Origin of the sequence: Streptomyces sp. AP-93, from assembly GCF_022808175.1 — a bacterium.
Taxonomy (GTDB): Bacteria; Actinomycetota; Actinomycetes; order Streptomycetales; family Streptomycetaceae; genus Streptomyces.
In genome coordinates, this window is record NZ_JALGBX010000009.1 from 45287 (window position 1) to 59902 (window position 14616).

The 14616-nt window shown below is 70.8% G+C and carries 11 protein-coding genes and 1 tRNA gene; 6 read left to right on the forward strand and 6 right to left on the reverse strand.

Translation table 11 applies throughout. From position 1 onward, the window contains the following. Positions 1-389 precede the first annotated feature (389 nt). Positions 390-1775 carry a cystathionine beta-synthase gene (locus tag MTF69_RS16620; RefSeq protein ID WP_243335605.1) on the reverse strand — a complete coding sequence of 462 codons (1386 nt, stop codon included), beginning with the start codon at positions 1773-1775 and terminating at the stop codon, positions 390-392. A gap of 167 nt (positions 1776-1942) precedes the next feature. Here MTF69_RS16620 and MTF69_RS16625 point away from each other — a divergent pair, with 167 nt between their 5' ends. The 3 genes from MTF69_RS16625 to MTF69_RS16635 all read left to right on the forward strand — a co-directional run bounded on the left by MTF69_RS16625 (position 1943) and on the right by MTF69_RS16635 (position 5539). Beyond that, a complete protein-coding gene (locus tag MTF69_RS16625; RefSeq protein WP_243335196.1) occupies positions 1943-3025 on the forward strand; it encodes an SGNH/GDSL hydrolase family protein in 1083 nt (360 codons plus the stop codon). A gap of 67 nt (positions 3026-3092) precedes the next feature. Beyond that, positions 3093-4313, forward strand: coding sequence for an acetyl-CoA C-acetyltransferase (locus MTF69_RS16630; protein ID WP_243335198.1), 1221 nt, complete (start codon positions 3093-3095; stop codon positions 4311-4313). 416 nt (positions 4314-4729) lie between these two features. Then, a complete protein-coding gene (locus tag MTF69_RS16635; RefSeq protein WP_243335607.1) occupies positions 4730-5539 on the forward strand; it encodes a hypothetical protein in 810 nt (269 codons plus the stop codon). Positions 5540-5576: 37 nt separating this feature from the next. Here MTF69_RS16635 and MTF69_RS16640 read toward each other — a convergent pair whose 3' ends face one another. Next, positions 5577-5963, reverse strand: a complete 387-nt coding sequence (locus MTF69_RS16640) for a hypothetical protein (RefSeq protein ID WP_243335200.1) — start codon at positions 5961-5963, stop codon at positions 5577-5579. A gap of 101 nt (positions 5964-6064) precedes the next feature. On the opposite strand from MTF69_RS16640, the gene MTF69_RS16645 reads away from it, so the two are divergent. Then, the gene (locus tag MTF69_RS16645) at positions 6065-6295 is read left to right on the forward strand and encodes a DUF4287 domain-containing protein (protein ID WP_243335202.1); all 231 of its coding nucleotides are present in this window, start codon (positions 6065-6067) and stop codon (positions 6293-6295) included. 149 nt (positions 6296-6444) lie between these two features. Here the strand turns inward: MTF69_RS16645 and MTF69_RS16650 are convergent, their stop codons facing one another. Then, entirely contained in the window at positions 6445-7302 is an 858-nt protein-coding gene (locus tag MTF69_RS16650; protein ID WP_243335204.1) for a Bax inhibitor-1/YccA family protein, read from the reverse strand. A 191-nt stretch (positions 7303-7493) separates the two neighbouring features. Continuing rightward, a tRNA-Leu gene (locus tag MTF69_RS16655) sits at positions 7494-7575 on the reverse strand. 568 nt (positions 7576-8143) lie between these two features. On the opposite strand from MTF69_RS16655, the gene MTF69_RS16660 reads away from it, so the two are divergent. Together MTF69_RS16660 and MTF69_RS16665 are read left to right on the forward strand one after the other, a co-directional pair. Next, entirely contained in the window at positions 8144-8908 is a 765-nt protein-coding gene (locus tag MTF69_RS16660) for an ABC transporter ATP-binding protein (protein ID WP_243335608.1), read from the forward strand. Positions 8909-8963: 55 nt separating this feature from the next. After that, positions 8964-11516: an ABC transporter permease gene (locus MTF69_RS16665; protein WP_243335207.1), complete on the forward strand. Its 2553-nt coding sequence runs from the start codon at positions 8964-8966 to the stop codon at positions 11514-11516. Positions 11517-11600: 84 nt separating this feature from the next. Here the strand turns inward: MTF69_RS16665 and MTF69_RS16670 are convergent, their stop codons facing one another. After that, on the reverse strand, positions 11601-12923 hold the full coding sequence (locus MTF69_RS16670) for a cyclopropane-fatty-acyl-phospholipid synthase family protein (protein WP_243335209.1): 1323 nt from the start codon (positions 12921-12923) through the stop codon (positions 11601-11603). A gap of 162 nt (positions 12924-13085) precedes the next feature. Next, positions 13086-14468 (reverse strand): NAD(P)/FAD-dependent oxidoreductase, encoded by a 1383-nt coding sequence (locus MTF69_RS16675; protein ID WP_243335212.1) that lies wholly within the window; start codon positions 14466-14468, stop codon positions 13086-13088. Between the last annotated feature and the right edge of the window lie 148 nt (positions 14469-14616).

Consider the following 14616-nt stretch of genomic DNA (forward strand, 5'->3'; position numbering starts at 1 on the left):
GACAGAGCGTACGCAAGGCCCGGCGAACCGCCGCCGCGCATGGTTGTGCGCGGGGACCGCCGCACCCCGGTTTCCCGGGGGCGGGACGACGGCGGTCCCCGCGCAGGACACGGGCCGGGTCAGGGCCGTCCGCGCGTCCGTGGCGTCCAACGCGGTCCGGGAGCCGCTCCGGAGGTGCGCCGACGCCGTTCGTGTTGCCGGCCGGGTCCCGGTTTCCCGGGGTTCCCTGCCGACAACCACCACTGTGCCGGAGCCGTGTTAAGCCGGTGCTGCCGTCACGTGTCGGGCCCGTACCGTTTGTGCGACGCCCGCACGCGGCCACGTACCCGGCCCGGCAACCGGCCCGGCAACCGGCCCGGTACGCAGCCGCGCACGCAGCCCCGTACGCGCTACTTGGCGTTCTTCGCCAGGAACGCCAGCAGGTCCTGACGGCTCACCACACCGGTCGGCTTGCCCTCGACCAGCACGATCGCCGCGTCGGCCTCGCCGAGCACCGCCATCAGCTCGGAGACCGGCTCGCCCGAGCCGACCTGCGGCAGCGGCGCGCTCATGTGCTTCTCCAGCGGGTCGCCGAGGGAGGCGCGCTGGGCGAACAGGGCCGCCAGCAGCTCCTTCTCGACGACGGAGCCGATGACCTCGGCGGCCATCACGTCGGGGTGACCGGCGCCCGGCTTGACGATCGGCATCTGCGAGACGCCGTACTCGCGCAGCACCTCGATGGCCTCGCCGACGGTCTCCTCGGGGTGCATGTGGACCAGCGAGGGGATGCCGCCCGACTTGTCCGCGAGCACGTCACGGATGCGGGCGGAGGGGCCCGCGTCCTCGAGGAAGCCGTGTCCGGCCATCCACTCGTCGTTGAAGATCTTGCTGATGTAGCCGCGCCCGCTGTCCGGGAGCAGGACGACGACCACGTCGTCCGGGCCGAGGCCCTCGGCCACCCGCAGTGCGGCGACGACCGCCATGCCGCAGGAGCCGCCGACGAGCAGGCCCTCCTCCTTCGCGAGGCGGCGGGTCATCTGGAAGGAGTCCTTGTCGGACACCGCGATGATCTCGTCGGTCACGGTGGCGTCGTAGGCGGTGGGCCAGAAGTCCTCGCCGACGCCCTCGACGAGGTACGGGCGGCCCGAGCCGCCGGAGTAGACCGAGCCCTCGGGGTCCGCGCCGATGACCTTCACGCGGCCGTCGGAGGCGTCCTTGAGGTACCGCCCGGTGCCCGAGATCGTGCCGCCCGTGCCGACGCCGGCGACGAAGTGGGTGATCTTCCCGGCCGTCTGCTCCCAGAGCTCGGGACCGGTGGTCTCGTAGTGCGAGCGCGGGTTGTTCGGGTTGCTGTACTGGTCGGGCTTCCAGGCGCCCGGGGTCTCGCGCACGAGGCGGTCGGACACGTTGTAGTACGAGTCCGGGTGCTCGGGGTCGACGGCGGTCGGGCAGACCACGACCTCGGCGCCGTACGCGCGCATGACGTTGATCTTGTCCGCCGAGACCTTGTCAGGGCAGACGAAGATGCACTTGTAACCCTTCTGCTGGGCCACGATGGCGAGTCCTACACCCGTGTTGCCGCTCGTGGGCTCCACGATGGTGCCGCCGGGCTTGAGTGCTCCGCTCTGTTCGGCGGCCTCGATCATCCGCACGGCGATCCGGTCCTTCACGGATCCGCCGGGGTTGAAGTACTCGACCTTGGCCAGGACGGTGGCCTGGAGGCCTTCGGTCACACGGTTGAGCTTCACCAGCGGGGTGTTGCCGACGAGGCTGATCATCGAGTCGTGGAATTGCACCATGTTCTCCAAGGAGGGGACTCCACGGGTTCTCCGGGAGGCACCGCCAGACTATGCGGAAAGGGATTGGCCGACCGGCCGTACGGGGCAGGTAGGTCAACAGGACGGCGGGGTCTGCAAGGACGGCGCAGGGATCCGGCCACGGGACCGAGAAGGTGGCTTGAAGGGTGTCCAGGGCGAGGACGGCCCGCCGCATCGCGGCGGGAGCGGCGTACGGCGGTGGCGGGCTCGGGCTCGTCGGGGCGGCCGCGGTGGGGCTGGTCGTGGCGGAGATGCAGTTCGCGAAGCGGACGGTCGGTACCGGCCTGCCGGATCCGCCGCGCGCGGACGGGCTGTACGGGAGCGAGTTCGGCGGCCCCGAGCTGAGTCCGGGCCCGCTGCGGTTCGGCGTGCTGGGCGATTCCACAGCCGCCGGGCTGGGGGTGCGGCGGGCCAGACAGACTCCGGGCGCCCTGCTGGCCTCGGGGCTGGCGGCGGTGGCCGAGCGGCCGGTCGAGCTGCGCAACGTGGCGCTCTCGGGTGCCATGTCGGACGACCTGGACCGCCAGACGGGGCTGCTGCTGGACGGTGACGGCCCGGCCCCCGACGTGTGCGTGATCATGATCGGCGCCAATGACGTGACCCGCCGGATGCCGCCGACCCAGTCGGTGCGGCTGCTGACCGCGGCCGTACGCCGGCTGCGGCTCGCGGGCTCCGAGGTGGTGGTCGGCACCTGCCCGGACCTCGGCACGATCGAGCCGGTCTACCAGCCGCTGCGGTGGCTGGCCCGCCGGGTCTCGCGCCAGCTCGCGGCCGCCCAGACGATCGGGGTGCTCGCACTGGGCGCCCGTACGGTCTCGATCGGCGACCTGATGGGGACGGAGTTCGCGGCGAACCCCCGCGAGATGTTCGGACCGGACTCCTACCACCCGTCGGCGGAGGGGTACGCGACCGCCGCGATGGCCATACTGCCGACCCTGTGCGCGGCCCTGGGCGTCTGGCCCGAGTCGGACCGGCTGGACGTGTCGCGCAACGAGGACATGCTCCCGCTGGCCAAGGCCGCCTCGGCGGCGGCGGGACAGGCCGGCACGGAGGTGACCGGGGCCCGCGGCGCGTGGGCACTGCTGAAGTACCGGCGCAGGCGCCGGGTGCCGGGCGAGGACCTCACGGAGCAGACTGGAGAAGCCGCGCCGGCCGGCGCGGCGGGCGCCGCCACGGACGCCGCCGCGGACGCGTCCAGAGCGACCGGAGTCACATCGCGTGGGCAGTGACCTCGACGGTACGGGGCGGTAACTTCGCATGCGGTCCCGGTACGACACCACCTCCCTTGGAGCCCCGATGCCCGAAGCCGTCATCGTTTCGACCGCCCGTTCGCCGATCGGGCGCGCCTTCAAGGGGTCCCTCAAGGACGTCCGCCCGGACGACCTGACCGCCACGGTCATCCAGGCCGCCCTCGCCAAGGTCCCCGGCCTGGACCCGCGCGAGATCGACGACCTGATGCTGGGCTGCGGTCTCCCGGGCGGCGAGCAGGGCCACAACCTGGGCCGGATCGTCGCGGTGCAGATGGGCATGGACCACCTGCCCGCCACCACGATCACCCGCTACTGCGCCTCCTCGCTGCAGACCTCCCGGATGGCGCTGCACGCCATCAAGGCGGGCGAGGGCGACGTCTTCATCTCCGCGGGCGTCGAGATGGTCTCCCGGTCCGTGAACGGCTCCTCCGACGGCATCCCGGGCACCCACAACCCGCTCTTCGCGGAGTCCGAGGCCCGTACCAAGGAGGTCGCCGAGTCCACCGGCTCCTCCTGGCACGACCCGCGCGAGGACGACCGCACCCCCGACGCGTACATCGGGATGGGGCAGACCGCGGAGAACCTGGCCCGGCTCAAGGGCGTGACCCGCGCCGACATGGACGAGTTCGGCGTGCGCTCGCAGAACCTGGCCGAGGAAGCCATCAAGAACGGCTTCTGGGCCCGCGAGATCACCCCGGTCACCACCCCGGACGGCACGGTCGTCTCGCAGGACGACGGCCCGCGCGCCGGGGTCACCCTGGAGGCCGTCCAGGGCCTCAAGCCCGTCTTCCGCCCCGACGGCCTGATCACAGCCGGCAACTGCTGCCCGCTGAACGACGGCGCCGCGGCCCTGGTCGTCATGAGCGACACCAAGGCGCGCGAGCTGGGCCTGACCCCGCTGGCCCGGATCGTCTCCACCGGTGTCACCGGCCTCTCCCCCGAGATCATGGGCCTGGGCCCGGTCGAGGCCTCCAAGCAGGCGCTGAAGCGGGCGGGCCTGACCGTCGGCGACATCGACCTGTTCGAGATCAACGAGGCCTTCGCGGCCCAGGTGATCCCCTCCTACCGGGACCTGGAGATCCCGCTGGAGAAGCTGAACGTCAACGGCGGGGCCATCGCCATCGGTCACCCGTTCGGGATGACCGGCGCGCGCATCACCGGCACGCTGATCAACAGCCTGCAGTTCCACGACAAGCAGTTCGGCCTCGAGACCATGTGCGTCGGCGGCGGACAGGGCATGGCCATGATCATCGAGCGGCTGAGCTGAGCCGCAGCGGCGGGTAGGGGGCGTCCTGAGGCACGAAGGACGGCACCTGCCCGCCGCGGAGGCGAAGCTCAGCGCGACCACAGGATCGAGCGGCTTAGCTAGGTCCGCAGTGGGCAGGGTCGTCGGGATCAAGAGCCGAGGCCAGACGCCGTAAGGGATCTGATTGATCCCGTGCGCCGTACTGACACCGAATCTAATCCTGTCGCGGCCATTCTGTGACCAAATGTCCCCCAGGATGTGACCTTAGTCCTGGGGGATCATTGTTTTCCCAGGTCAGGCCAGGTTCGAGCGGGGGCCTCAGGACGAAAGGCCTGTCCAATTCATGACGTAATGCACTGCTGCCCATTCCCAGGACGGGACAAGCTGATGTAGGAAGTCGGGGGATCGAATCAATCAGGAGTTAGTCAGTGAGCGCCATGTCTCTTGCCCTACTGCTGACCACGGCCGCTGCCACGGCCGTCGGCGCTGCTGCGCTGCACGCCGTCCACGGCCTGCGCAAGCAGGTCACCGCACTGCGCGGTGAGCTGACGGTTTCGCACCCCCGTGGTGTCACCGTCCCGCACGCCCGCAGCGCCGTGGAGTCCCCCGCCGCCGAGATACGAGCCGCCGTGGCCGAGGCCCTCGCCGAGGAGCGCGAGCGCGAGCTCGCCGAGGCGCGTGCCTTCTGGGCCGCCCAGGAGGCGCGCGACGCCGCCGACGCCCCCTCGCTGCTGGGCGGCCTGTCCGGCCTCGGCGAGGAGAGCCCCGTCTTTCTGCCCCGGCAGGCGGACATGGTCGGCCTGGAGCCGCTCCTGGGCGACGACGCCGAGGACTACCAGGGGTACCCGGAGGACTCGGCCGAGCTGGCCGCCGCCCGCCGGCGCCACCCCTCGCACCCCGATTTCGTCCCCGTGCAGGCCTCGCACCCCGGCGCCGACCACGAGCGCACGGTCAACCGCCTGGAGGAGCTCGCGGAGGCCCGTACGGCCCTCGCGGACGTCCGCCCCGGCCCGCTGGGCACCCTGGACGTGTACGTCTTCACCGACGGCACCACGCTCTGCATGACCCCGGGCCACCGGGAGACCGCCGAGCGGCTCGCCGACGCCCTGCGCTCGGGCAGCGCACCGGTCCTGCTGGGCGGCTCGGGCATCTCCGGCGCCTACGCCCTGACCTTCTCCTGCGGCGACGCCGAGGACCCGGACAGCAACGTCTACATCCTCGCCGACCGCGTCATCGCGTCGCTCTGAGTCCTCGGAGCGCCTTGAGTCAACGCAGCGCCCTGAGTCAACGCAGCGCCCTGGCTTCCGCCTGATCCACCAGCCGAACGGCCTCGTCCAGCATCTCGGACGGGGCCTTCGCCATGTCCTCGCCCCGCGCGTCCGTCGCGGCGTGCAGGGCCTCGGCGAGGTCCAGCCCGGCCACGGCCAGCTGGTCGCCGACGACGAAGATCCCGGCGTCGGGCATCGTCCGCGCCGGAGCCGCCCCCGTGCCGTCCCCGGCGGCCGTACCGTCCGCGGAGGCCGCCTCCAGCCGCTGCGCCCTCAGGGAGAGCTCCCGGGCCAGGTCCAGCGCCACCTCGGCGGCGCCCTGCTGGAGCCGGCTCTGCGGAGCCGCCCGCAGCCGGTCGGCGAAACGTTCCACGGCGGCGGTCAAGGGTGAGGTATCGAGCACCCGGCCGACCTTACGCGCCGCCCCGGCGCCATTGCCAACGGGCGAACTCTCCGGCACGGTGGCGTGAAGAGAGCAGCACGGCGATACCTCCGGAGGCGCCCATGTCCGTCGAGTTCTCCGAGCAGACCCACCGCAACATGATCGACAGAATCCCCCGAGCCACCGGTCGTGAACTCTCCGACTGGCTCCGGACCGTGGACGACGGCCCCTCCCTCGTCCGGTTCGAAGAGAAGGTCAGCTGGCTCCTCGGCGCGCACGAGCTGTCGTACGGCCAGGCCAAGGCGATCATCCACGAGTACGACCTGCGCAGGGCCGCCCGCAAGTTCGGCTGAGCCGGCCCCTGCCCCTGCCCGTAGCCCCCGACTCCACGACCACCCGATCTGCTGACCCCCGACATGCGGGAAGGCCCCGCGAGCGTGTGCTCGCGGGGCCTTCCTCAGCTCAGCGCGTGGGCAGCTCGGCGCGTGGGCGCCGGGCCGAACTAATCGCCCTTGAGGATGGAGATCAGGCGCAGCATCTCCATGTAGATCCACACCAGGGTCATGGTGAGGCCGAAGGCCGCCAGCCAGGACTCCTCGCGGGGGGCGCCGTAGGCCACGCCGTCCTCGACCATCTTGAAGTCCATGGCGAGGAAGGCGGCACCGAGGAGGATGCCGATGACACCGAAGAGGATGCCGAGGCCGCCGCTGCGGAAGCCGAGGCCGTCGCCGCCCGCGAAGACGGAGAACAGCAGGTTGACGACCATCAGGAGCAGGAAGCCCATGGCAGCGGCCATGACGAAGCCGACGAAGCGCCGGTTCACCCTGATCCAGCGCATCTTGTAGGCGACCAGCACGCCGGCGAAGACGCACATCGTGCCCATGACGGCCTGGACGACCGTACCGGGACCGACGTAGGTGCTGACGGCCGAGCTGATGACGCCGAGGAAGACACCCTCGAACGCCGCGTACGCCAGGATCAGCGCCGGGACCGGCTTGCCCTTGAACGACTGGATCATCGCGAAGACGAACGCGATGAGCGCGGCGCCGATGGCGATGCCGTAGGACTTGTTGATGTTGGCCGGGTCGACCGGAAGCGCGATCCAGGAGACGGCCGCCGTCAGGATGACCGTGCCGAGCGTCAGAGCCGTGCGGCTCACGACGTCGTCGATGGTCATCGCGTCGCCGCGGACCGGCGCCTGCGGCATACCCGTGGCCGGGTCGGTCGCGTAGGGGTTGGTCGCGTACGGGTTGGTGGCGGTCCCGGCCTGGGCCTGGGGCTGCTGCGTGCCGAAGCCCGCATAAGCACCGTTGTCGCGGCTGAACCCCCGTCGCGAGAAGACCGGGTTGCTGCTCCTCATCTCACTCCTCCATGGCCACCGTGCGCGGCCTTGGAATCAAGAGTAATGCGAACGCAAAGAAATCGCCCTACTGCTGGAGGAGGATCTTTCCCGGCTGGTACGGGCCCGCTGCGCGGGACGGGCGGGGGTACCCGTGGTGCCCCCGCCGTCCGCGTGTTCCGGCCTGAAACGGAACATCCCCAACATCAGCGTGCCCGAAGCCGGACTTGAACCGGCACGACCCGAGGGTCAGCGAGGTTTAAGCTCGCCGTGTCTGCATTCCACCATCCGGGCAGGGCGTAGCGGCCCCGTGGAAAAGCCTTGAACGCTGCGCCGAGCCTATCCGGAACACTTGCGCCCCCACCTGGGCGTCTCACCGATGTTGTCTGATTTTATTGGCGCTTGATGCCCCGTCAGGGGACAGAAGGCGCGGTCGGCACGTTCCGGGCGTCGATCATGGCCGCCACGGGATTGACGGGATTTCGATGGCCCGCGCCACCCCGCACGCCACCCCGTGCGCCACCCCCTCGGCCCGGCTCCGCTTCCGCCCCCGTCCGGCCTCCGGTTCCGCCCCCGTCCCGGCCTCCGCCGGCACCTCCCGCGGGGCCTCCCGCGGCACCTCCCGCGGTGCCTGCGCCCGCCGCCCCCGAGGCTGCCCCTCCGGCGGCTCCCCCGCACTTCCTCCGGGCGGCTGTCATACCAAAGGAGGAGGCGCGGTCCTCCGCGGTCAGACTCCAGTGGACCGGAGAACGGGCATCACGGCTGATCCGGAGCGGGGCGGGCGCGGCAACCATGGAGGAGTCCCGCCAACCGCGGACCGTGAGCCCGGTCCGCCCCTCGAGGAGTCGCCCCCGTGACCACCATGAACTACGCCCCGCACACCGCCCAGGCCGTCGCCGCGCGCGCCTCCGGCCTCTCCAAGGTGTACGGCCAGGGCGAGACCCAGGTGGTCGCTCTGGACAACGTCTCCGTGGACTTCGCGCAGGGCCAGTTCACCGCGATCATGGGCCCCTCCGGCTCCGGCAAGTCCACGCTGATGCACTGCGTCGCCGGACTGGACACCTTCTCCGCCGGGTCCGTCCGCATCGGCGAGACCGAGCTGTCCACCCTGAAGGACAAGCAGCTCACGCAGCTCCGCCGGGACAAGATCGGCTTCATCTTCCAGGCCTTCAACCTGCTGCCGACCCTGACGGCCCTGGAGAACATCACGCTCCCCATGGACATCGCCGGCCGCAAGCCCGACAAGCAGTGGCTGGACTCGGTGATCACCATGGTCGGCCTCTCCGACCGCCTCTCCCACCGCCCCACCCAGCTCTCCGGCGGCCAGCAGCAGCGCGTGGCCGTGGCCCGCGCCCTGGCCTCCCGCCCCGAGATCATCTTCGGCGACGAGCCCACCGGAAACCTCGACTCGCGCTCCGGCGCCGAGGTCCTCGGCTTCCTGCGCAACTCCGTGCGCGAGCTCGGCCAGACCGTCGTCATGGTCACCCACGACCCGGTCGCCGCCTCCTACGCGGACCGCGTCATCTTCCTCGCCGACGGCCGCATCGTCGACGAGATGATCCAGCCGACCGCGGACGGCGTGCTCGACCGCATGAAGGCCTTCGACGCCAAGGGCCGCACCAGCTGAGGGACGACCCTCGCCCCCCGTCCCCGCTGACCCCTTAGACCTGGACTCCTCCACCATGTTCCGTACCGCCCTGCGCAACGTGCTCGCGCACAAGGCCCGGCTGCTGATGACGGTGCTCGCCGTCGTCCTCGGCGTCGCCTTCGTCTCCGGCACGCTCGTCTTCACCGACACCGTCGGCAAGGCGATGTCGAACCAGTCCGCCAAGAGCTTCGCCGGCGTCGCCGTCTCGGTCACTTCCCACGGCCCCACCCGAAACGACGAGGGCGTCAAGGAGGGCGAGCCGGGCATCAGCCAGCGGACCCTCGACAAGGTCAAGGCGCTCGGCGGCGTGGACGCCGTCTCCGGCCGCGTCCACGGCTTCGCCGCCGTGGGCGACCAGGACGGAAAGCTGATCGGCAACGGCTGGTCCAACACCGGCGCCAACTTCGTCCCCCTCAAGGACGGCAAGGACCCCCGCTACACCTTCACCGAGGGCAACGGCCCGGCCAGGGCCGGCGAGATCGCCCTCGACAAGGAGACCGCCAAGCGCGGCAAGTACAAGGTGGGCGACAAGGTCCGGGTGGCCGACAACGGCCCGGCCAAGGAGTACACGCTCGCCGGCGTCTTCTCCACCGAGGACGGCGCGGTCAACGCGGGCGGCTCGCTCGTCCTGTTCGACACCCCGACCGCCCAGCAGCTCTACCTGGAGCCCGGCTTCTACGACGAGCTCGCGGTCAGCGCCAAGGCCGGCGCCTCCGCCGACCGGCTGCTCACCGAGATCAAGCCGGTCGTCGGCAAGGACGTCACGGCGGAGACCGGCGCGCAGCTCGCCGCCAAGCAGGCCAAGGACATCGAGGCCGGCATGGGCAGCATGAACCAGATGCTGCTGACCTTCGCGCTGATCTCGCTCTTCGTCGGCATCTTCCTGATCTACAACACCTTCACCATGCTGGTCGCCCAGCGCACCAAGGAGCTGGCCCTGCTGCGCGCCGTCGGCGCCAACCGCGGCCAGGTCAAGCGCTCGGTCCTGGCCGAGGCCCTGGTCGTCGGCGTGATCTCCTCCGCCATCGGCCTGATCGCCGGCGTCGGGCTCGCCGTCGGCATGCGCTCCGCGATGAACGCCTTCGACGTCAAGATCCCGGCCGGTCCGCTGGTCGTCGCCCCGGTCACCATCGCCGCGGCGATCGGCATCGGCATCGTCGTCACGATGCTCGCCGCCTGGCTGCCCGCGCGCCGCACCGCCAAGATCTCCCCGGTCGCCGCCATGGGCAGCGCCCACCTGCCGGCCTCCGCGAAGTCCCTGGTGCTGCGCAACAGCATCGGCGGCGCCGTCACCCTGCTCGGTCTGCTGGGCATCCTCGGCGGGGCGATGACCGGCAAGGAGGGCAAGATGCTCATCGGCGCCGGCGCCTTCCTCACCATGATCGGCATCATCATCCTGCTGCCGGCCCTCTCCCGCCCGGTCATCGCGGCGGTCCGCCCGCTGCTGGAGAAGGTCTTCGGCGTCGCCGGCAAGCTGGCCGCGCAGAACGCGGTCCGCAACCCGCGCCGCACCGCCGTCACCGCCGCCTCGCTGGCCATCGGCCTGACCCTGGTCACCGCCCTGTCCGTGCTCGGCATCACGATGGGCAAGGCCATCGACCGGATGACGACGGACAACCTCAGGGCCGACTACACGGTCTCCATGGGCCAGAGCTTCGGCAGCCTGGACGCCTCCGTGATCCCGGCCCTGGAGAAGGCCCCGGGCGTCAAGGCGGTCTCCCCGCAGCAGGCCGGTGACTTCCGGGTCGGCGACGGCGACTCCTACCGCTCGGTCTCCGGGGTCAACCCGGCGACGATCGGCCAGCTCCTCAACTTCGACGTGGTCAGCGGGCAGCTCACCAGCCTCGCCAAGGGCGAGGTGGCGGTCGCCGAGAAGACCGCGAAGGAGGACGGCCTGTCGGTCGGCTCCACCCTGAAGGTCACCTTCCTGGACGACAAGAAGGCGAACCTGAAGGTCGGCGCGGTCTACAAGGACATGGAGGGCATGCTCTCCCCGTACGTGATCGACTCCCGGATCCTCGACAAGCACAGCGAGAAGCCGTACCTGCGCGAGGTCCTCGTCAAGATGGACGGCGGACCCTCCGAGAAGGCCGAGCAGTCCCTCGTCGACGCCCTCGGCAAGAACCCGGCGATCACCTTCGCCACCCAGCAGGACATCCGCAACGAGATGGGCGGCATGATCAACACCGCCTTGAACATCATGTACGGCCTGCTCGCCATGGCGCTGATCATCTCGGTCCTCGGCGTCGTCAACACCCTGGCGATGTCGGTGTACGAGCGGACGCAGGAGATCGGCATGCTGCGGGCCATCGGCCTCGACCGCGGCCGGGTCAAGAACATGATCCGGCTGGAAGCCATCGTGATCTCGCTCTTCGGCGCGGTCATCGGCGTGGCGCTGGGCACCTTCATCGCCTGGGCCGTGGGCGAGACCATCAAGGGCTCGATCCCGAACTACGCCCTGGAGATCCCCTTCGACCGGATCGCGATCTTCATGCTGCTGGCCGGCATCGTCGGCGCCCTGGCGGCCATGTGGCCCGCCCGCAGCGCGGCCCGGCTGAACATGCTGACCGCGATCAAGACGGAGTAGCCGTACGGCCCCACCCGTGCGCATGCCAAGGGCCCCGCGACCTCTCCGGTCGCGGGGCCCTTCGCCGTCTCCCTGCCCGTACGGCTACTGCGGCCACTCCCGGGCGCGCAGCGGCATCCCGGAGGCCGAGCGGGTCCCGGTGCGCACCGCGAGCACCTGGTTGACGCCGAGCCGGTTGTGCTCGAAGGCGAGCGCCGAGGCGGCCATGTACAGCTGCCAGACCCGGGCCCTCCCGGGCGAGGTAAGCCGTACGGCCTCCTCCCAGTGCTCCTCCAGCAGGGCCACCCAGGCCCGCAGGGTGAGCGCGTAGTGCTCGCGCAGCGCCTCCACGTCGCGGACCTCGAAGCCGGCCCGTTCCAGCTCGCCGACGGTGGTGCCCAGCGGGGACAGCTCGCCGTCGGGGAAGACGTAGGCGTCTATGAACGCATCGATCCGGTAGGCCTCCTCGTCCGGCTCGGGGCGCCGCGCGATCTGGTGGTTCAGCAGTCTCCCGCCCGGCCGCAGCAGTCCGTACAGGCTCCGGGCGTACGTGCGGTAGCGGTCGGCGCCGACGTGTTCGGCCATCCCGATGGAGGAAACGGCGTCGTACGGACCGTCCTTGACGTCCCGGTAGTCCTGGACCCGGATCTCGACGAGGTCGGCCAGGCCCTCCTCCGCGACCCGCTTGCGGGCGTAGGCGGCCTGTTCGCGCGAGAGCGTGATCCCGGTGACCTTGGCCCCGTACTCCCGGGCCGCGTGCAGGGCCATCGACCCCCAGCCGCAGCCGACGTCCAGGAGCCGGTCCCCGGGGCCCAGCGCGAGCTTGCGGCAGACCAGGTCCAGCTTGTCCTGCTGGGCGTCCTCCAGGCTCCCGCCGGGGGTCCAGTAGGCGCAGGAGTACACCATCGAGGGGCCGAGCACCCGCTCGTAGAAGGCGTTGCCCACGTCGTAGTGGTGGCTGATGGCCTGCCGGTCGCTGACCCTGCTGTGCCGGGGTTGCCGGGGTCCCCCGCGGCGGCCGGCCTCCTCGGGCGGCGGGGCCGGCTTGGTCCACGGCCGCGCCAGGCCCACGAGGCTCCGTACGGCGGCCCGGGCGCGGGGATCGCGCAGCAGGGCGGCGGGCCGGGTGTCCTTGGCGGCCGCCGGCTCGGGCTCGCGGTCCCGCTCCCAGAGCAGCCCGCCGACCCGGTCCAGCAGTTCGAACAGGTCCCCGTCGACGGTGAGGTCCCCGGCGACCCAGGCGCGGGCCAGGCCGAGCTCGCCGGGCTTCCACAGGATCCGGCGCAGGGCGCGCCGGTTGTTCAGCACCAGGACGGGACCGCCGAGCGGACCGGCCTCGCTGCCGTCCCAGGCCCGGATCCGGACGGGGAGAGGGGCCCCCAGCAGGGTTTCGGCTGGAGCGGCCAGCCGCGGCGCGGCGTCGTTCATGCAGGTCCCTCCGACTGACTGCGACTAGCTCCGACAAGTTCCGACCGCACGGCATACCCGGATCCGGTCCCGAATATGCCGAAGGGGCTGCCCGCACCACGGATGGCGGGCAGCCCCTTCGGGGACACGCTGGGTCGTACCGGTCCTGCTGGTCCTACGGGGTCAGGAGGCCTTGGCCTTCTCGGCCGGGGCCGGGGCGACGGCGGCCGGAGCCGGCTTCGCGGCCTCGTAGAACTCCTCGCGGGGGCTCTCCAGGGCGCCGAGGGAGACGACCTCGCGCTTGAGGAACATGGCGAGGGTCCAGTCGGCGAAGACGCGGATCTTGCGGTTCCAGGTCGGCATGGCCATGCCGTGGTAGCCACGGTGCATGTACCAGGCGAGCCGGCCCTTGAGCTTGATCTTCATCTTGCCCATGACGATCATCGCCACGCCCTTGTGGAGGCCGAGGCCCGCCACCGCACCCTTGTTGGAGTGCGAGTACTCGGCCTGCGGGAAGCCCCGCATGCCCGAGATGACGTTGTCGCCGAGGACCTTGGCCTGACGCAGCGCGTGCTGGGCGTTCGGCGGGCACCAGGCGTTCTCCACGCCGGCCTTGCGGGCGGCGAGGTCGGGCACCTGGGCGTTGTCGCCGGCGGTCCAGATGTAGTCCGTGCCCTTGACCTGGAGGGTCGGCTCGGCGTCCACGTGGCCGCGGGGGCCCAGCGGCAGGCCGTAGCGGGCCAGCACCGGGTTGGGCTTGACGCCGGCGGTCCACACGAGGGTGTTGGAGTCGACCTCGAGGCCGTTCTTCAGCACCACGTGGCCGTCCACGCAGGAGTCCATGGAGGTGTTCAGGTAGATCTCGATGCCGCGCGACTCGAGGTGCTCCTTGCCCCAGGTGCCGAGCTTGGGCCCGACCTCGGGAAGGATCTTGTCGGCCGCGTCGACCAGGATGAAGCGCATGTCCTCGCGCTTGATGCTGGTGTAGTACTTCGCGGCGTCGCGGGCCATGTCCTCGACCTCGCCGATCGTCTCGGCGCCGGCGAAGCCGCCGCCGACGAAGACGAAGGTGAGGGCCTTGCGGCGGACGTCCTCGTCCGTCGTGGACTCGGCCTTGTCGAGCTGCTCGAGTACGTGGTTGCGCAGGCCTATGCCCTCTTCCACGCCCTTCATGCCGATGCCCTGTTCGGCGAGGCCGGGGATCGGGAAGGTGCGGGAGATGGCGCCGAGCGCGATCACCAGGTAGTCGAAGGGCAGCTCGTACGCCTCGCCGACCAGCGGCGTGACGACGGCGACCTTGCGGTCCTGGTCGATGTTCGTGACCCGGCCGGTGAGGACCTCAGCCTTCGGGAGCACGCGTCGCAGCGGTACGACGACGTGCCGAGGCGAGATGCTGCCTGCGGCCACTTCGGGGAGGAAGGGCTGGTAGGTCATGTACGAGCGCGGGTCGACGACCGTGACGGTCGCCTCGCCGTAACGCATCTTCTTCATGATGCGCTTGGCTGCGTACAGGCCTACGTACCCACCTCCTACAACGAGGATCCTGGGACGCTCCGTGGTGCTCATGGAACGAGTATCCAGCACCCCCAGGGGTGACGCTCGTGAGCCCCTTCACAAGGACCTGTGGACCCTCTGCTACACTCCGCGGCCCACGTGACCGAGGTCATGGCGCGAAGCGGGAACCAGGGTGTAACGGGAGTCGTTGAACACCAGT